This is a genomic window from Bacteroides acidifaciens (genome assembly GCF_903181435.1).
Classification (GTDB): domain Bacteria; phylum Bacteroidota; class Bacteroidia; order Bacteroidales; family Bacteroidaceae; genus Bacteroides.
This window is the reverse complement of the sequence record NZ_CAEUHO010000004.1, coordinates 531,855-551,246: the sequence shown is the minus strand read 5'-3', so window position 1 is coordinate 551,246 and position 19,392 is coordinate 531,855. Positions and strand designations below refer to the sequence as shown.

Here is a 19,392-nt window from a genome sequence, read left to right as displayed (position 1 = left end):
AAAAAAGCCCTCATTATAATTGCTGCATATCATGCAAACGTTTGTAATAGCCGTTCAGTTCTATCAATTCCTCATGCTTACCGCGCTCTACAATCTCTCCTTCATATAGTACACAGATTTCGTCTGCATTTTTAATAGTAGAAAGGCGATGAGCAATAGCAATTGTCGTACGTGTTTTCATCAAGCGCTCCAGCGCTTCCTGCACCAAACGTTCCGATTCTGTATCCAAAGCCGAAGTGGCCTCATCAAGAATCAGGATCGGCGGATTCTTCAAAATAGCGCGGGCAATACTGATACGTTGGCGTTGACCACCGGACAGTTTACCACCGCGGTCACCGATATTCATATTATATCCTTCAGGCTTTTCCATAATAAAATCATGTGCATTAGCTATTTTAGCAGCTTCTACAACTTGCTCCATTGTTGCGTTCTCCACACCAAAAGCAATATTATTGAAGAAAGTATCATTAAACAGGATAGCCTCCTGATTTACATTACCAATTAAACTACGTAAATCAGCAATACGCACATCGCGGATACTCATCCCATCAATTGTAATATCTCCCTCCTGCACATCGTGATAACGCGGCAACAAGTCCACCAATGTTGATTTGCCGGAGCCCGACTGTCCTACCAAGGCAATGGTCTGTCCCTTAGGAACTGTCAGATTTACATGTTTCAAAACCTCCCGCTTACCATCATAGCTAAAAGTAATATCTTTAAATTCAATTCTGTCATTGAGCCCTTTTAATGGTTTCGGGTTCGGAATTTCTTTAATCTTATTCTCAGCTTTTAATATCTTATCTACACGTTCCATTGATGCCAACCCTTTCGGAATACTATACCCAGCCTTGGAAAAGTCTTTCAATGGATTGATTATGCTGTACAAAATAACCATATAAAAAATAAAAGTCGAAGCATCAATAGAAGAACTCTCACCTAAAATTAATGCACCTCCAAACCATAGTACAATCACAATCAACAATGTTCCTAAAAACTCACTCATCGGATGCGCCAAAGATTGCCGTATGGCAACTTTGTTGGTCGCATCACGCAATTCATTGCTACATTTTACAAAACGTGCAATCATCTTATTCTCGGCTATGAATGCTTTTATAATACGTAAACCTCCTAAAGTTTCCTCTAATTGAGACATCGTATCACTCCATCTCTCCTGTGCTTCAAGCGAATCTCTTTTCAAACGTTTACCAACTTTTCCCATCAGCCATCCCATACCCGGTAATACAAGTATAGTAAACAGAGTCAATTGCCAGCTAGTCACCAATAAAGTGGTAAAATAAAAAAGAATTAATATCGGATTCTTCAACAGCATATCCAAAGAACTAGTAACAGAATTCTCCACCTCACTCACATCACCACTCATACGGGCTATTATATCTCCTTTTCGTTCCTCTGAAAAAAAGCCTAATGGCAGATGCATAACCTTTGTATATACTTGTATTCGAATATCACGCACCACTCCTGTACGTAAGGGAATCATTATAGCCGAAGAAGCAAAATAACACGAAGTTTTCATCAATGTCATAAATGCAAGGAATAATCCCAAAAATAACAAAGCCATTGACGCTCCATAGGACTGTATGAGCTGCGAAACATAATAATAGAAATTATTTACCACAACATCCTTTACATCTGCACTTCCCCATTCCATAAAGGCATAAACGTTTTCACCCGTTCCTGTCTTGAATAAAATATTCAATATCGGAATTAATAAAGTAAATGAAAAAATATTGAATACGGCAGACAATATATTGAGGACTACGGCCCATCCTATATACTTTTTGTAAGGCGACACAAAACGTCGCATCAGTTGTAGGAATTCTTTCATTATTTATGATAAAATGAGTTAAGATCGCAAAGATACAATAAAACTGATTAACTGATAGCAGTTTCACTTAATTATTAACGCGATTTATCGGAAAGAATCTCTGCCTTTGTCTGAGATACAGCCACCACATGATAATACACCCCATGCGTCTTCCTGTATGACTTCACGCCCAATCTTTGCAGGATACGCCCGAAGTAATTAACCTGTCCCGGGGAGAATTTCATCTTACTGGCCTTTTGTATCCGCTGCAACAGATCCGCTGCAAGCATCCATTCTCCTTCCTCTTCATCTTCCGCAACCCGGTAATACACAAGAAACAACTGCTCTATGGCGGGTGACTGCTCAAACTCCTGATTGGCTTCCGTCAGGATGGCTTCTTCCTTTTCATCAAACCAATACCGTTCATTGTGATACAATGCCGCCATCGCCTGCGCATAAAGCTGTTCATAGTCAATGGGACGGACAACATCAATTACTCCCGTAACCTCAACACCAATGTACCGACGGCTGCCGGAAGTATCCGTCAGCAAATCTTTATGATTACTTGTTCCAATGAAAGAAGCATAGCGGCGAAGCTCCTCTACTGCCGAAGCATTCGGACGACGCGTGTTAACGACCGGCTTTTGCAGGATATGTTTAACGAAAGACTGCTGATTGATGCCAATCTGGTCAAACTCATCCATATTAATCAGCAGAAAACGGTTCAGATACAGCTCTGCATCCCGCTTCCGGCTGAAGTCGATACTATCCGTATAATATGCCTGCAAACACGGTGGAAGAATCAGGCGGCAGAATGTCGATTTCCTGTAAGCCTGCGGACCAACCAATATAGGGGAAGTGCTGTTCGCATGATTTTTACTAAGCCCGCGCCAATGCGCCACCATACCAAGGAACCAACGACGGAATAACTGCTCCCAATGGGGATTGTCACAGGGAACCCGCTTAGCCAGGTCACCGATATAATCCTTACCGTTCCAACGGGGAAGCTCATAAAGAAACTCCTCAACAGGCTGATAAACCGGTACACGGTCAGAATTCAGATAACGCACCACATCCTTGTCCCACAGTTTAATCCCCTCATACTGCGCGTTCATGGTAATGCTCGACATCAACCGCCTGTCTACCGGACGAAAATAGAAATCGAAACTGTTCCGCTGCCGGCATTCCACCTGCGAAGTCAACTGGTTGAAGCGAAACTCATAACGCCGCTTCATAAACTCATCCATCTGCATCACGAACAACTGCTCCGGCAACAAGCTGCTCTTACCCGCAAATCCCTTGCAGGTGCGATACACATTCTGCACCGTCTCGCGAATCTGGAAATCATCTTCCGGCAAGCGATAATGGGCACGCGTCCACCGCACCGTATCCTCTTCGGGAATACCGGCACGAAAACAATGCCCGGCCAGACAAACCAACAAAGAATGTATATCATTTCCCGGAAAATACTCATCCTGCTCATCCAACGCACGTGCAAAAGCAGCCTCAAAAAGCACGGAAAGCGCATGATGGCTCTCATATCCCGGCGCAAGCCGTTGCAAAGGCGAAGCCTCCGTCCACACCTGTTCGCGGTAAGTCGTTTCTGTCGGCATAGCCATCGGCTGTTTCATATAAACAGGCATTGCTTCAGGATTGAAATACAAGTCCGGATCATAGGTCAAACGGCAATATTGTTCCAATGAAGGTTCTTTCAACTCAATGTCGAAAGGAAGCTGAGGTTGATAAAACTTCACGGCAAGCCGATAAGCATGCGCATGAAAAAGCTCCGCTTGTTCGCGGCCAACCGGCAGAAGGTCATCGGAATAAGTGAACCGCACCCATATCTTCACCGACTTTCCGGAAGAACCGGTAAAGGCAAGGTAAGTCTGTGGCAACTCCTTCACACGCTCTTTCACCGCATCCGCTTCCATAAGCCCGGACAGATTATTCACCTGGAGCATCACAATCCCGTTGTACTCATCCATCGTCATTATCCCGTTTTTGCGGACAAAGGCGGCTGCAGGAAGCAGCTTCGGCACTTTCTGTACATAGTCATTCTTGTCACCCGGAAGTATATAAGGCAGGACTTCCCTCATTCCTGAAACGAGTTGCGCTTTAGTTTCCACTTTCATCTGCTCTACGAGCTGTTCGATTTTTAACGTCCGCAGAGTATTCACTTTGCCGTTGTCTCTAATTTGTGTTATTCTCATTATTTATTTTAGTTTGTCCTGCATGTTTTTGTGTAGGGCGGTTATTATGGCACGAATATACTGTAATTATTCCATACAAACAAATTTCAAAAGTACTTATTCCATCTTCGCTACAGGAGAAGATTTTTTGTTTTCATTTCTCATATTCTCATTGATTTCAGATAAAGTATAGTCAATCAAACAGATAGATTATGAGAAATACTTTTCAGAAGTGGTATTTCTCATAATGCGCCCTATAGCGGAGCTCCAAAATCATTCATTTCTCATTGTTTTTCAAAGCATTTCTCATAGTCGGACATCTTTCCTTTCTCATTCGTCAGTTAACCCCATCTTCTATAAAACCGAGCTATCATTTACATGAAAACAATTAAGCATTTACTTGTTTTCCACCTGATATTGTCGTATCTTTGAAGGAACATCCCAACCGTTCCACTACAGTACACAGAGCCGTCCACTATAGTAATAAGTTATGTCTACTAGAGTGCAAGGCTCCATCCACTGGAGTGGAACGATAGAGATGACGGTAAGAAAATAAAATAATGAAGGCAAGATAAAATGCCAACATCAGTAACATAACATATAAACCACCATTAAATTAAAACAGCAATGGCAATACAATTCGAGTTTTACAAGAATCCCCAACCGGAAAAAGAAGGGGAAGAACCAAGTTACCACCCCAGAGTGGTTAATTTCCAACATGTCACTACCCAAAGACTGGCAAGAGAAATCCACATGGCAACTACTTTCGGAAAAGCGGAAGTAGAAGCAATGCTAATGGAACTGAGCAGATGCATGAGCAACCATCTGCGCGAAGGAGAAAGAGTACACTTGGATGGAATCGGCTATTTTCAAATCACGCTGCAAGCTACCGAACCCATACACTCGCTTACCACCCGCGCGGACAAAGTAAAACTGAAATCCATCAGCTTCCAAGCTGACAGAGATTTGAAAAGTTCATGCATGGCTACACACCTGCGACGTTCGAAATACAAACCGCACTCCGCCTCGCTCACAGAAGAAGAAATTGACTGGAAACTCACGGAATATTTTGCAACGCATCCTGTACTGACCCGTAGCAATATGCAGTCACTTTGCTGCTTTACCCAGAGCATGGCCAGCAGACAAATACGCAGATTGAAAGCGGTAGGCAAGTTACAAAATATCGGGAAACCTACACAGCCTATTTATGTAGCGGGGCCAGGACACTATGAGAAATAACTCCGGCGAATATGAGAAATAAACTGTTGAATTCCGTTTATAAGCTACAACATTCTTCAATGATAGTAATATGATATATAAATTCAGAGAGAAGTCGGCAAAAGAATACCCTTATCCAACTTCTCCCTTGAAATAGTTACCGTCTTTTAAACACACTTCTACGAAACGATTTTAAAGCCGGCAATAAACCACTTCTTTGTAATACTTCCAGAAAACGTCCCTTTATCTTCAAATACTTGTAATAAGGAACATTTCCGAAATATTCATTCAAAACGTTTCTTGCAGTTGACATATCAAAAGAAACTTCCTTCTCCAAATAAAGATATTGAATAATCCGGCTACCTACAAAATGCGACAGAACACGACGTTTATCATATTCAATAGTTTTTTCTGAGATAAGCCCCCTCTCCATATATATTTTATAAATACCGTAATAGTTCACAACATGAGGAATAAAAAAAGCATAGGACATCTTTTTATTAGGCACAACCAAAGTTTCATAACAGTGATAGTTCACAACAAGTGACCTCCGCAATGAAACCTCATGCAATGTCCAATCCATTTGCGCCAATTGGGTCTTCCATAATTCATCATCATCCCGAAGCTCTTCAAAGTTCTTCTTCCAGACACCAAAATTCGTAATCCAAGTAATTTTATTATTAATTATACGTACAAATGAATCCACATTTTCGATTTGGACTTCTTTTGATCTGCGATAAGGCTTCCGGAGATTCGAATAAAAAAACAAATTAACATCTTCACCTTCACATTTCCGTATGTAATCCTTCATCATTCCTAATCCGCCTGCCCTGAATAATATATAATCATTCAATAACTTCAGATAGCGCCCCTTTCCTCTAGAAAGAGCTAAATAAAAATTCCGGTCTTGAACATTTTCCGAGTTACGATAATATTTAATATTAGGATACTCTGAAGCCATTCTGCGTATTTGCGCTTCTGTATCATCAGTAGAACAATTATCAGAAATTACAATCTCCACTTCCTCATCAAAATCCGGATCATGTACAACCCGTTCCAGCATCACAGTCAAAGTTCCCACCCTGTTATAAGTAGGAATACAAAGAGAAAGTAGTATCGTATTATTACTCATAAGTAGCCTGCCTGATTAAATATGACAATATACACATTTCTCCTGAAGTTCATCAGGCATGAAAGGAGCCATTTTCTCCAAAGGAGCAGAAGACATTTTCCCATTCTTATCCATAAAAGAAGCGGACTTTGGATAAAGGGTTTGAAGCGGGTGCATCTTTATTTCGCAAATATACGCTCCTTCATACCGAAGAACAGTAGCTATTGAACTTTTCAAAGAATCTCCTTCCTGATTTAACCTGAGAAAAGGAATACCATAAGCATTTGCTATCTTTTCCATATCGGGGCAAACCACTCCACTACTAGGATCGCTCCCCATATAATGCCCTTGAAAGAAAGACTGCTGAGTCGTCTTAATAGCCAAATACCCTTGGTTCTCCAATATAAATACTTTCAGCGGAATATGATAAGTCAACAGCGTCTGGAGCTCCTGAATATTCATTTGAACACTTCCATCTCCCGTTACAAGAATTGTACGACCTTTGTCATTAGCAATTGCCGCACCAATAGCGGCAGGCAAGTCATACCCCATAGCCGCACAACCTTGGTTTGCAAATACACGTACTCCTCTATTTACTTTCATAGCCTGATAGGTCGAAGTATAGGCTGTACCATTTCCTGTCACCACTACATCCCCCTCATGCAACTGCTTAAACAATTCATCAGCAAAAACATATGAACTTATATATTCCGGTACTGAAGGATTATCATCAAACAAAGTCGGCAGTTCTTTTTCAATCGCACGTCCCCAATTTCTCCAATGTTCAAAAGACGGAAGGCATGTTCCTGACAATTTAGCCTGAAAGAGATCCAGAAAATCTCGTAAATCAGCATGAATTGGTAAATCAATAGAAAGAGTCGGTTTCTTCAATTCATTTTCGTCAATATCAACCATCACTTTGTAAGCTTTGGGAGCCAATAAGTCATATGCATAACTTATCTGCCTAATACTCAAACGAGTACCCAACACAATCAACAAGTCCGAATTCTGTACCATTATATTACCAATACGATCTCCACATATTCCAGGTTTTCCGAAACATAAAAGATGGTCATGCCAAATAATATCCGAACCGCTAATAGCAGTCACGACAGGTACATTCAGTTTCTCTACGATCGACAAAAACTGATCGACCCTTCCAGCTAGGCGCACTCCATTGCCAACATAAACAACCGGACTTTTCGCTGCCTGAATCTTTTGAAGCAGCAATTCTACACATTCTTCTTTTAACAAAGGAGCTTCTTTTTCTATCTCTTCCGATGAAAATTCACGCAGTTTTTCTTCGTCAATAATAGCCCCCTGAACATCCAATGGCACATCTAGCCACACCGGACCCGGACGACCATTCAAAGCTAAAAAAACAGCTTTATCAAGATAGTACTTTATATCCAAAGGGTCTGTCACCATCACTGCCATTTTAGTGATAGGCTTTACTATATCGACTATATCAACTTCCTGATCACCTAATTGCCGAAGATTTAATTCAGGACATGCACAGATTGTAGTACTTTGCTTCACTTGCCCCGATATATATAATGCCGGGATTGAATCACACCACTGCCCTAGAACTCCTGTCAAGGCATTCGTTCCACCAGGTCCCGTAGTTACATTAGTAACGCAAAGCTTCCCACTTGAACGATAATAGCCTTCCGCTGCAATTGCCGCTGCCTGTTCGTGGTGGTTACAAACATACTTAATATGTTTATTACGTCCAATTGCATCATTAAGATGCATCGCACCTCCACCTGTCACTAAAAAGACTTGTTCTACACCATACTGAGCATACAAGTACTCAAAAATAAAGTCGCTTACTTTTACCACAGCCTATTTTTTTAGTTATTAAAAGTTTACTCTTTCGCGTTCTATCACTAAAGGACGTTTTCTTACTTGTGTATAAATAGCACCAATATATTCTCCAATAATGCCTATAAACAACAACTGCACAGAAGAAAAAAAGAAAAGTCCAATTACCAGTGGAGCCATCCCCACACTAAAGCTATCCCAATAAACCAATTTATATACCAAATAGACTAACCCTACCAATAAACTAATGAAAGCTACAATAAATCCAATAAAACTAGCCATGCGGAGAGGAAGTTTTGAGTGATTCACAAACCCCAACATTGCCATATCATAAAGGGTATAAAAGTTATTCTTGGTTTTACCGCTTTGACGAACCGGTTGAGTATATGTAACAATACAGTAATCAGCCCCTAATTCTGCGACCATTCCTCTAAAATAAGGGTATGGGTCTTCAATACTCCGAAGAGTATTTAAAAAGGACTGAGCATATAAACCAAAACCTGTAAAGTTACTAATATGTTCTGTAGAAGAAGACTTTGCCATTAGCTGATAATACATCTTCCTCAGCGCAAACATAATCGGATTTTCTTTACTTTTACTTTTTACTCCTAATACGATTTGGTGTCCTTCCTCCCACCTTTTAATAAAATCAGGAATTAACGAAGGGGGATCTTGCAAATCCGCAACCATCAATATCGCAGCATCACCAGTTGCCTGCAACAACCCATAATAAGGAGAACGTATATGTCCAAAATTCTTAATATTCAATATTAATTTAACATTCTTATCATTCTTCGCCAATTCACGCAAAATGTCAATAGTGCCATCTTTAGAAGCATTATCTATAAAAATATGTTCATAGGTATAATCAGTCAAAGCATCAAACTGCTGTTTGACTTGATTATAGAGTTCACGTACATTCCCTTCCTCGTTATAGCAAGGAGTTACAATACTTATTTTTTTCTTTACCTCCATAAGGTTGATATGTTAAAAATTAGGTTAGGTTATATTCAATTATTAAGTCAAACACAACTTGAATCTAAATTGTAAGAAACAAAAGTAGAGAGAATTAACGAATTATCCAAAATGTTTCATGTAAACCTAACCTCAACCAACAGAAAAAGTCTCATATAACATTATCTTAAAGAACAAACAACCAGTCAAACAAGTATTTTCGTATTAACTTTCTTCTCAAACAATAACTCCCGAGTTGCCATGACAAGCAAAACGAGCCAAAGTAATATAGCACCTACATTATTGATTACATGAGTGGCAACATTTATCGAGCTTGGCATTTGTATCGGAAAGAATATAATAATAAACAGAAAAGAAACTAGAAATAGCGTTCTAGGTGCATTTTTTTTCAACTCTACAACAAATTGCAATCCTATAAAAATTGGAAATAAATAAATTACATTATATGCAAAAGCCTGTTGTGGAAACAAACAACAAAACATTGACAGCAAAGCTATTTTAATAAAAGAAGAGTTAACCTTAACACTCAAAAGAAGCGTGTATCCCCCTAAAAAATAGGTCATGTATTTTCCAATAGAATAAAACAGAAGTTTATGTTCCAACTGTAATTTCTCATCAATCTGCAGCAACAGAGGAATTATCCCATAACGATAAACAGAAGAATCTTGTCCATAAGCAGCAGTTTGTGCTACAACATTATTGTATAATTGCCTAATATTATCAAATCCTCCTTCAAAAAAACAAAAGGGCAGCAAAGCCAACAAGCAACAAATAGAAATATAATAAAATAATAATTTATATGATTTTGTACATAAATAATACAGACCAAAAACAACAGGGAACACTTTCAATACTGAAGCAATAGCCAAACAAACAGCCGCAATCCATCGACAGTTTTTACTATCCTTAAACAAAAGAAAATAGTTAACACATGCAGCTGAAAGTAATATCTGATTCCCTCGTTCTAATGCGTATAAATTAGCTGCAGAAAAAAAAACAATAAATAGAACCAGCGTTACATTACATCCATTTTTTTTACATAGTAAATAAAGAGAATGAAAAAAAACATAAAGAGAAAACAACATGAAAAGAAATCCACTAACTAATGCTGTCCCATTCGCCCAACAATCTGATAAAGTTATTCCAGAATAATTAATCATTCCAGTAAACGGATATAAGATCAAATAAGCAAATGGCAAATAATTCTTATTCAAAGTCCCATTAAGTTCATTAAAATAGGGATCCTTATCTGCAATATAAATTAATGTATTGAAAAAATCAGCAAAGAAGTCTCCAACTCGCAAAAAGAAAACATTCATTTGTGTTGTTGGATCTACAAACAATAGGATAATCCACATGCACGCTATTAAAGACATGCAATATATAAAATTCTGGTTATTGTTTTTTTGTTTCATTTTTAATCAGGAAGTACTAGATCTATTTTTTCAATATTTAACAAATATATTTATTATAAATCAAAATAGAAGTCCCCTTCCTCTCATATTCTATATAATTAACTACAAGCACAAACAATTAACCATCATTTACATATGATAATTAAAATATCAAAAGGTCTGTTGTATAGAATAGATTCTATATTGTTTCAGTACTGCCGCAATTCTTTTTAATTGAAAACAAATCGTTTTTGCAAAACAAATGATGCAATCGCAACAATAGGAGTAACAATTATACCTGCAATATACTCATTTAAATCGGACAATTCAAGTAACAAATGTATTAGCCCTATATTTATAAAATAAACAATAACATAAGCTGCTACAAATTTAAAAATCAATCGATTCTTTGTGTTTCTGAAAACAAAAGTTCCGATTGTTTTAAAGTTAAATAACACCCCCAATATAGTACTCAATAAGACAGCAACACGATAAGGTATCCCCAAATAAACAAAAAGACAATATACTCCCACACCAAAAGCTGTATTCAATAGACCAATTAATACAAACCTAATAAATGTAACATCAATAGCATGTGAAAATATCTTCATACTCATTAGTTCACTAATTAAACATCAGGTAATAATATATCAAAATAGCGATTCGTCCAAACTGTTTTATAATGATTCATATCTAAAAAATTATTCATAGCTTTTATTTGATCCGGACGAGATAAAACGTTCTCAGGAAGATGATTAACATCCATAAAATAAGGATCATAGCCCCCCCATAAATTTGTAGCTCTAAAATTCTGTCGCAATACAACAGGAAGGGGGGTATTTTTTGACATAGCAAATTGCAACTGTCGTTCCAATTCGGCACCCGAAAGACACCATAGCCAAGCATTCGAAATATACGAGCGTGTATCTGTCATATAATTTAGTCCTGGCATAAAATTATAAACTAAAAGAAAATCGCCAGGCTTCACATATTTTTCTAAAACAGGCAACAAGTCATTCATTAAATTTGCACGATAAGAGCCTGTATAGATAAAACGACAATACTGATTATCAATAGAATGCACTTTTTCCAATCGACTATCCGGATCATAATAAGCCAAATTATCATTTTTATAAATACCACAAGCTATATAGCTCACGAATATAATGCACAAATAACAGCGTACATACCGCTTATACATAGAATATTTTCCTAGCTTCTCATTCCACGTAACCCCATCTTCAAATAAACGACACAAATAAGCTGTCCCTAATGGCAGAGCCAACCAAGCTGATGTCCACATTGTATTAATACCTTGATCACTCCCCAAAGGCATACAGACAATCATAAAAAGAGAAGCTAAAGCCACATATCTCATACGAAGTTCTTCACTCCGGTTATAATTTTTTAGAATTAATATAGCGCCAACATAAGATATAAAGTGAGTAAAATACATATCATTATGCCGAAGAGCCTTATTAAAGCATAGACCTAAAAAAGTCCAAATAAACACAAACAAAAGATTCAATACCCATGAGGAATATTTATTTATCAGTTTACTCTGCAACCAAGTATAAACTCCCCCCAATAACACAACAATCCCCCCCACAGATATTATTCCCCAATAATTCTGTGCATATCTTACAATTAATCTCCCAAACTGGTGAGAATTAGTCTCATCGGTTGCACTGCTAGCTACCCCTGTCATGGCCTCCATAAAAAAAGTCCAATATCCCCAATAGTACATAGCCGCAATTATTACTGCCACCCCCACAATCGTCCCCCAAACAGCTGTCCACATTTGACTATTAAAAAAACGCATACTACCGTTTTTCCAATATTGGCAAACCGGAATTAATAATATAATGGGTAAAATAGCTAGATTAGGTATTCGAACAAAGATATTAACACCTAACATAAATCCACCAATAAAGAACCAAACAAGCCTACCGGTTTCAAGTCCCCGCCAAAAAACAATAACAACCCAAAGTACAATAAAAGCAGTTAATGAGTTATAACCATAAGGTTTAGGATCACCGACAACTATTAACATTTGAGCTATCAAACCAACTAATAACCAACCTGAATTTATACTTTTTTTCAGAAACTCATAAGAAATACAGAATGTTCCTGTCACCATTATTATTCCTAAAATCCGTGTTCCTAAGAATCCGCCTTCTGGCAACAATAGATTCCATACTCCACCAATTACACCTGTGACCCAATATGGCATTTGTGCTACTACATATTCTGGATTTTTAAATATTTGTTGATAAAAATACATTCCCCAACCTTCGTCAGACAAGTCAAACCCCTGTACTGCACATGCTAGCTGATACAATATAACTACAACTAAAGCATATGCAAATTTATGTTTCTGAATAGAATGCAAAATAAATTTCATCATTTTTATTTATCAATCAACAAGAGGTTTCTATCTAATTGTTCTTTATTACCTGAATACCATATATATAAATCACGAATAGCCAATGCCAAAGGCGTTAAGTTAAGGGCAAGTTCACTCTTCAAACGAGAGTTATCCCCACTATATTCTAACCCCATCCCTTCTTGAGATACAACAATTGGATGTAAAGGTTTTCCCGCTACCTCACGTACAATTACCGCTAAGTCATATAATGAGATTGAAGAATCTGGAGTAATATTATAAGCTTTATATTTAGGTTCATTCTGCACAAACCAATCTAATATAGGCATAAAATCATTTACATATAAATAATCAAACTTACGATTCTGTTTAATCGAAATTGGCAGACCAAATAATACTTTACAAATAGCATTTGAAATAAAACGGATAGCATAGTCTTCATATTTGCCAAAAATACCAAACACACGTAAATCATAAATATTAGAGCTATGAGCAATAACTTTCTCACATACATACTTACAATACCCATGCTCATCTACTGGTATATGATTCATCCATGAATCCTCTTTCATTTTAGGCTGATAATTACGATTATCATATATCGCCCCAGAACCTATTACTAATATTTTTTCAAAACACTCCTTATATCTCTCTAAATTAAAAAACATACGGGTGTTAACATAAAATATATTTGAAAAATCCTTTGCATTTCTATGACTTGGTTTCACTGCCGCATGTATAACAATATCAACTGTATGTTTATGCAAATAATCAGCAACACTCTCTGCGTCCGCTACATTCAATTCCAAACTTGAAGGAGATAATAGATTATATTTATCAACCAGAAAGCTCTCATGTATATTACGCCCAATGAAACCGCTACCACCCGTTAAAAGTATCGTTTTACTTCCCATCAATTATATTTCATTCATTTATATATTTATTGATTTGTTCTACACACAAATCATAAACAGTCTCATTATTATACCTTTTGTACCACTCTACTGTCATTTGAATAGTTTGTTCCAAATTAAGTCTGGGTTGCCATCCTAGCCTAAAGTAAACCTTTGAAATATCAAGCATTAACAATTTGGCTTCATGCAAGCTATTTGGGGCAGAACAATCACAAAGTTCACCCTTACCGTAATATTTTACGACACGCTCGGCAATTCCCCACACATTTTCAACAGATTCCAATTTCGGACCAAAATTCCATCCTTCACAATATTCAGTAGGAGCTTCCCACATTTTCTTCGCCAATAACATATAGCCGCCTAATGGTTCTAAAACATGTTGCCATGGACGAATAGACCTGGGACTTCTAATATCAATAGTCTTATTAGCCTCCAAAGCTCTTATACAATCAGGGATTATCCGGTCTTTTGCCCAATCCCCACCTCCAATAACATTTCCAGCACGAACACTCGCGATTGCTTTACCATGCATATTGTAATCAGCAGGATTAAAGAAAGAGCGTCTCCATGAAGATATCGCAATTTCAGCACAACCTTTTGAGGAAGAATAAGGATCATATCCCCCCATAGGTTCATTTTCGCGATATCCCCATAACTGCTCTGCATTTTCATAACATTTATCAGTGGTTATCATAACTCCCACTTTCACACTTTCCGTAACACGAATCGCTTCTAAAATATGAAGTGTTCCCATCACATTGGTTTCATATGTTTCGATAGGCATCTCATAAGAAAGCCTAACAAGAGGCTGAGCGGCCAAATGAAAGACGATATCAGGCTGATAGGTTTTAAAGATTTCTTTAAGCAAATCTCCATTGCGTATATCCCCACGCAAGTCGGTTATCATAGTACCAATTCCCGAAAGCACATAATTATCCTTTTCAGAAGCTGGCTCTAACGCTAGTCCAATAACCTCAGCGCCCAACTCATGTAACCATATAGAAAGCCAGGATCCTTTAAAACCTGTATGCCCTGTTACCAGAACTCTCTTTCCACGATAAAAATTATGAAAAATATCGACCATCTTTATCTATTTTATTTCCAAACCTTCCAAGGAGCTTTATTTTGCTCCCACATCTCATTCAATTCCGAGTTATCCCTCAAGGTATCCATTGGTTTCCAAAACCCTCGGTGTTTATAGGCATGCATTTGTCCAGCTTTAGCAATCTCCTCCAAAGGTTTTCCCTCAAAAGAAGTAGTATCACCACCTTTTATAAAGTTTAGCACCTCCGATTCACAAACAAAATAGCCTGCATTTATCCAATTACGGTCACCGTCCGGTTTTTCCATAAAAGACTTCACCTTATTGGTACCCAAATCGATTTCTAATGCTCCAAACTTCCCCCCCGGCTTATAGGCAGTCACAGAAAGCAAACAACCGGATTTTTCATGTTCGGCTATAGTATCTGCAATATTTAAATCTGTCACACCGTCACCATAAGTCAACAAGAATGGTTCATTTTCCAAATACTTTTCGACTCGTTTTATTCTGCCACCCGTCATTGTATTAAGTCCGGTATCCACCATCGTAACACGCCAGTTTTCAGAATGATTATCTAAAATCTCAACACGATTATTAGATAAATCCACTGTCATGTCGCAATTGTGCCGAAAATAGTTAGCAAAATATTCCTTTATGACATACTGTTTATAACCACAGCAGATAATAAAATCATTAATTCCGTAATAACTATAAGTCTTCATTATATGCCATAAAATAGGTTTTCCTCCTATTTCCACCATTGGCTTTGGAATTAAATTTGTAGCTTCACTCAATCTTGAGCCAAAGCCACCGGCTAAAATGACAGCTTTCATAATCCAATTTATTTTGTGTTATAATATTAATGCGAATCCACAAACTGTTTAATCGTATCCACCATGAATTGTAACATTTCAGGTTTCATTCCCGGATAAACTCCAATCCAAAAAGTATTATTCATTACGAAGTCGGTATTTACCAACTCACCAACAACACGATAACCTTCACCGGCTTTCTTCATTTCATCAAAAGCCGGATGTTTCAACAGGTTACCTGCAAAAAGATTACGAGTCTGTATTTTATTCTTTTCCAAATACTCGGATAATTCATTACGAGTAAAGCCGGCATCTTCTTTCACAGAAATAAGGAAACCGAACCAACTCGGATTGGAATTCTTTTCTGCCTCAGGTAAAATCAATCCTCTTGTTCCAGCCAGGTTTTCTTTCAGGAAATTAAAGTTTCTTCTACGATCTGATACTATTTGATCCAATTTCTCCAGTTGTGCACAACCAATAGCAGCCTGCATATCTGTCACTTTCAGATTATACCCAAAATGAGAATAAACATATTTATGATCATATCCAAGAGGCAATTCGCCATATTGTTTACTAAAACGAGATTTACAAGTATTATCTACTCCACCCATGCACCAACAATCACGTCCCCAATCACGAAATGAGTTTATCAGCTTATGCAACAACAGGTCGTTTGTGTAAACAGCCCCCCCCTCTCCCATTGTCATATGATGGGGAGGATAAAAGCTGGAAGTTCCAATATGCCCGAATGTCCCGGTTTTACAGGTTTCACCTTTTAAAGTATATTCAGTACCCAACGCATCACAATTATCTTCTACTAGCCATAGATTGTGAGTATCGCAAAACTCTTTCACGGCCTCTAAATTAAACGCATTCCCCAAAGAGTGGGCAATCATTACCGCTTTTGTCTTGTCTGAATATGCCGCTTCGAGTTGAGTTATATCGATGTTATATTCCGGAACAGTAATGTCCACAAAAACAGGGATAGCACCATATTGAATGCAAGGAGTAACTGTAGTAGGGAATCCACAGGCCACAGTTATAACTTCATCCCCTCTTTTTATACAACGCTCCCCAAGCTCGGGAGAGGTTAAAGCCATAAATGCCAACAGATTAGCAGATGAGCCAGAATTGGTTAATGAACAATATTTAACCCCCAGCCAATCAGCCAGTCTTTTTTCAAAACGGTGAGCCCACGGACCGGCAGTCAACCAAAAATCCAAAGAAGAGTCGACCAGATTCACCAATTCTTCCTCGCCAAAATAACGACCGCCATAATTTACAAATGTTTTACCCGGAACAAATTCTTTAGACTGTCCAAAAGTCTCAGCATAATACTCTTTCACAAGCGAAAGTATCTGTTCCTTCAAATTATTTCCTTTCTGTTCCATAATCACTTTTTTCCTTATTCCTCGTTTCTAAATCCACAAATAGAACCATCAAAACTTATTATTAAATGCGCAAAGGTACGAAATACTGCGCCATCTTTACATCTTTTATGCAAAAAAGAGGTTTTATCTCCTCCTTTTTAGTTTCTTAAGGCAGCTATAGCTTTGATAACCGCACTAGAAAAATATTCTCCATCCTGAAGTTTCCTGCTAATTCCTGCGACATTTTTTTGCATTTCAGCATATTGCCGCAGTGTTAAATCAGATAAAACCACATCCAATTCCTCCAGTGAATCAACACATATACCTATTTTATGTTCACGAACAAAGGATGCTAAAGCAGCCTTACTCCAAATAATAACAGGCAACCCGCAACGAATGTATAAAGATGTTTTATGAGGGTTATTATATTGAAGATATTCCCCCCAATCACCTGCACATGTCGAGATAGAAGAGCCGTCCCATACCAAGCCAAAATCTCCCTGCGCAGTAGAAATCAGCTCGTCGGACTTCACAAATCCCATATAAGTAAAATGTTCTTTTCCTTTCGCTTTATCCAATTCGAAGCCTGCCCCATAAAGATTGAACCGGAATGACGGACCAGCATATGTACCGATTTCATACAGAAAAGCATTTTTACGCGGATGCAGACCTCCCGCGTAAAGGATCCTAAAAGGTTTTCGCACATCTGAAGACACACTGGCAGCAGAAGTTGAAAGATAATCAAAAATTTCAAGAGTTCCCAATTCCGCCTTACAACCTTGTTCTTCAAGCCATTGTTTCATTTTATCATTATGGGTTATGATATAGTCCGAATGATTCAAACGTTCAATCTCACGTACAACAGTAAGTTTATGTCTACGGAAGCTTCCCAAATCATGGATAATCGTTACAACCTTAGCTCCTCTGAAATGAGCCATATTGCAGACAAATTCATAATATTTTTTCAGTGGGTACTGCAATACCAGAACATCTCCCTTATGCAGACAGAAAGGAGATTTCAATACTCCTAGAAGAGTCACGACAAACGACAGCATTTTATTTGAATAAACAGTCTGTTTCAAACCGACATTCTTAAATGACATATCAGACATTATCTGTTCAATATCAGTCTTTGCTTTATTCCCTGCGCTAGAAAGTCCTCTGTAATTTCGTGACAAATAACAATTCATATTACTTTTTTCTTAATTCTATTTCTTTTTCCGCCAAACTTAATGCAGCTTCCACCGTATCGTCCATATCCAGATATGCATACTTCCCTAACCGTCCTCCAAATAAAACACTACTATCCCGAACAGCCAACTCCTGATATTTATAATACAACTCCATGTTTTTCTCGTCATTCACAGGATAGTAAGGTTCTTTTCCTATCTCAAACGAATCCGGAAATTCATATGTAACTACTGTTGTAGGTTGTGTACCAAATTCGAAATGTTTATGTTCAATCACTCTAGTATAAGGAACTTCGCGCTCACAATAATTAATGACTGCATTTCCCTGAAAATTGCCGATATTCAAACTATGATTCTCAAAACGTAAACTGCGATACTCCAAGTTCCCCAAACAGCAATCAAAATATTCATCAATACAACCAGTAAACAAAATCTTATCCGCAATACATTCCAGTTCGGCTTTAGATTTAAAATAGTCTGTATTCAAATGCACATCAATCCCTTCCAACAAAGCATCTATAAGCACATTATATCCGCCAATAGGAATACCCTGATAAGCATCATTAAAATAATTATTATCATATATAAAACGGAAAGGAATCCTTTTAATGATAAAAGCCGGAAGTTCTTTAGCCGAACGCCCCCATTGCTTCTCCGTATATCCCTTTATCAAACAAGAATAAATATCTTCTCCACACAGCTTTAATGCCTGTTCTTCCAAATTTCGAGGCTCTTTTATAAAATCAAAAACTTTACGTTGCTCTGCGATTTTTGCCTGTGCCTCCGCAGGAGTCTTTACTCCCCACAGTTGAGAAAAAGTATTCATATTAAAAGGCAAATTATACAATTTGCCCTTAAAATAGGCCAATGGGGAATTTGTGTACCGATTAAATTTTGCAAAACGATTCACAAAATCCCAAACACCCTGATTATCCGTATGAAAAATATGAGCGCCATATTTGTGAACTCGTATATTATCTATATCTTCACAGTAAACATTTCCTCCTTTATGAGAGCGCTTATCTATCACCAAACAAGAAATCCCCGCCTGACGCATCTGATAAGCAAACACTGCTCCGTATAAGCCAGCACCTACAATTAAATAGTCATATTTCCGTTTCATAAATAGCCTCAACTTA

General features: G+C 37.8%; 15 protein-coding genes. 1 reads left to right on the top strand and 14 read right to left on the bottom strand.

From position 1 onward, the window contains the following. Positions 1–13: 13 nt before the first annotated feature. A complete protein-coding gene (locus CLIN57ABFB40_RS14240) occupies positions 14–1,849 on the bottom strand; it encodes an ABC transporter ATP-binding protein (RefSeq protein ID WP_175630706.1) in 1,836 nt (611 codons plus the stop codon). A gap of 74 nt (positions 1,850–1,923) precedes the next feature. Next, positions 1,924–4,038: a BT4734/BF3469 family protein gene (locus CLIN57ABFB40_RS14235; protein ID WP_175630705.1), complete on the bottom strand. Its 2,115-nt coding sequence runs from the start codon at positions 4,036–4,038 to the stop codon at positions 1,924–1,926. Positions 4,039–4,644: 606 nt separating this feature from the next. Here CLIN57ABFB40_RS14235 and CLIN57ABFB40_RS14230 point away from each other — a divergent pair. Then, complete coding sequence (locus CLIN57ABFB40_RS14230; RefSeq protein ID WP_175630704.1) at positions 4,645–5,256, top strand: HU family DNA-binding protein; 612 nt, start codon at positions 4,645–4,647, stop codon at positions 5,254–5,256. Between the two features lie 136 nt (positions 5,257–5,392). Here CLIN57ABFB40_RS14230 and CLIN57ABFB40_RS14225 read toward each other — a convergent pair whose 3' ends face one another. The 12 genes from CLIN57ABFB40_RS14225 to glf all read right to left on the bottom strand — a co-directional run bounded on the left by CLIN57ABFB40_RS14225 (position 5,393) and on the right by glf (position 19,376). Next, on the bottom strand, positions 5,393–6,367 hold the full coding sequence (locus tag CLIN57ABFB40_RS14225) for a glycosyltransferase family 2 protein (RefSeq protein ID WP_175630703.1): 975 nt from the start codon (positions 6,365–6,367) through the stop codon (positions 5,393–5,395). Between the two features lie 15 nt (positions 6,368–6,382). Continuing rightward, the gene (locus CLIN57ABFB40_RS14220; protein ID WP_175630702.1) at positions 6,383–8,188 is read right to left on the bottom strand and encodes a thiamine pyrophosphate-binding protein; all 1,806 of its coding nucleotides are present in this window, start codon (positions 8,186–8,188) and stop codon (positions 6,383–6,385) included. A gap of 18 nt (positions 8,189–8,206) precedes the next feature. Next, entirely contained in the window at positions 8,207–9,145 is a 939-nt protein-coding gene (locus CLIN57ABFB40_RS14215) for a glycosyltransferase family 2 protein (RefSeq protein WP_175630701.1), read from the bottom strand. A 185-nt stretch (positions 9,146–9,330) separates the two neighbouring features. Further along, positions 9,331–10,503, bottom strand: coding sequence for a glycosyltransferase family 87 protein (locus tag CLIN57ABFB40_RS14210; RefSeq protein ID WP_175630700.1), 1,173 nt, complete (start codon positions 10,501–10,503; stop codon positions 9,331–9,333). Between the two features lie 266 nt (positions 10,504–10,769). Further along, positions 10,770–11,150, bottom strand: a complete 381-nt coding sequence (locus CLIN57ABFB40_RS14205; RefSeq protein WP_175630699.1) for a GtrA family protein — start codon at positions 11,148–11,150, stop codon at positions 10,770–10,772. A 17-nt stretch (positions 11,151–11,167) separates the two neighbouring features. Next, positions 11,168–12,946: a hypothetical protein gene (locus CLIN57ABFB40_RS14200; protein WP_175630698.1), complete on the bottom strand. Its 1,779-nt coding sequence runs from the start codon at positions 12,944–12,946 to the stop codon at positions 11,168–11,170. Between the two features lie 2 nt (positions 12,947–12,948). Next, positions 12,949–13,839, bottom strand: coding sequence for an NAD-dependent epimerase/dehydratase family protein (locus CLIN57ABFB40_RS14195; protein ID WP_175630697.1), 891 nt, complete (start codon positions 13,837–13,839; stop codon positions 12,949–12,951). A 10-nt stretch (positions 13,840–13,849) separates the two neighbouring features. Further along, the gene (gene rfbG / locus CLIN57ABFB40_RS14190; protein WP_175630696.1) at positions 13,850–14,923 is read right to left on the bottom strand and encodes a CDP-glucose 4,6-dehydratase; all 1,074 of its coding nucleotides are present in this window, start codon (positions 14,921–14,923) and stop codon (positions 13,850–13,852) included. Between the two features lie 11 nt (positions 14,924–14,934). After that, complete coding sequence (gene rfbF, locus CLIN57ABFB40_RS14185) at positions 14,935–15,714, bottom strand: glucose-1-phosphate cytidylyltransferase (RefSeq protein WP_175630695.1); 780 nt, start codon at positions 15,712–15,714, stop codon at positions 14,935–14,937. Between the two features lie 26 nt (positions 15,715–15,740). Next, positions 15,741–17,084, bottom strand: coding sequence for a lipopolysaccharide biosynthesis protein RfbH (rfbH, locus tag CLIN57ABFB40_RS14180; protein ID WP_175630694.1), 1,344 nt, complete (start codon positions 17,082–17,084; stop codon positions 15,741–15,743). Positions 17,085–17,221: 137 nt separating this feature from the next. Continuing rightward, positions 17,222–18,253 (bottom strand): galactofuranosyltransferase, encoded by a 1,032-nt coding sequence (locus CLIN57ABFB40_RS14175; RefSeq protein ID WP_175630693.1) that lies wholly within the window; start codon positions 18,251–18,253, stop codon positions 17,222–17,224. 1 nt (position 18,254) lies between these two features. Next, a complete protein-coding gene (glf, locus tag CLIN57ABFB40_RS14170; protein ID WP_175630692.1) occupies positions 18,255–19,376 on the bottom strand; it encodes a UDP-galactopyranose mutase in 1,122 nt (373 codons plus the stop codon). Positions 19,377–19,392 lie beyond the last annotated feature (16 nt).

Coding starts and splice junctions, on each gene's coding strand:
- CLIN57ABFB40_RS14240 (WP_175630706.1), bottom strand. CDS start 1,849: ATGAAAGAATTCCTACAACTGATGCGACGTTTTGTGTCGCCTTACAAA.
- CLIN57ABFB40_RS14235 (WP_175630705.1), bottom strand. CDS start 4,038: ATGAGAATAACACAAATTAGAGACAACGGCAAAGTGAATACTCTGCGG.
- CLIN57ABFB40_RS14230 (WP_175630704.1), top strand. CDS start 4,645: ATGGCAATACAATTCGAGTTTTACAAGAATCCCCAACCGGAAAAAGAA.
- CLIN57ABFB40_RS14225 (WP_175630703.1), bottom strand. CDS start 6,367: ATGAGTAATAATACGATACTACTTTCTCTTTGTATTCCTACTTATAAC.
- CLIN57ABFB40_RS14215 (WP_175630701.1), bottom strand. CDS start 9,145: ATGGAGGTAAAGAAAAAAATAAGTATTGTAACTCCTTGCTATAACGAG.
- CLIN57ABFB40_RS14210 (WP_175630700.1), bottom strand. CDS start 10,503: ATGTGGATTATCCTATTGTTTGTAGATCCAACAACACAAATGAATGTT.
- CLIN57ABFB40_RS14205 (WP_175630699.1), bottom strand. CDS start 11,150: ATGAAGATATTTTCACATGCTATTGATGTTACATTTATTAGGTTTGTA.
- CLIN57ABFB40_RS14200 (WP_175630698.1), bottom strand. CDS start 12,946: ATGATGAAATTTATTTTGCATTCTATTCAGAAACATAAATTTGCATAT.
- CLIN57ABFB40_RS14195 (WP_175630697.1), bottom strand. CDS start 13,839: ATGGGAAGTAAAACGATACTTTTAACGGGTGGTAGCGGTTTCATTGGG.
- rfbG (WP_175630696.1), bottom strand. CDS start 14,923: ATGGTCGATATTTTTCATAATTTTTATCGTGGAAAGAGAGTTCTGGTA.
- rfbF (WP_175630695.1), bottom strand. CDS start 15,714: ATGAAAGCTGTCATTTTAGCCGGTGGCTTTGGCTCAAGATTGAGTGAA.
- rfbH (WP_175630694.1), bottom strand. CDS start 17,084: ATGGAACAGAAAGGAAATAATTTGAAGGAACAGATACTTTCGCTTGTG.
- CLIN57ABFB40_RS14175 (WP_175630693.1), bottom strand. CDS start 18,253: ATGAATTGTTATTTGTCACGAAATTACAGAGGACTTTCTAGCGCAGGG.
- glf (WP_175630692.1), bottom strand. CDS start 19,376: ATGAAACGGAAATATGACTATTTAATTGTAGGTGCTGGCTTATACGGA.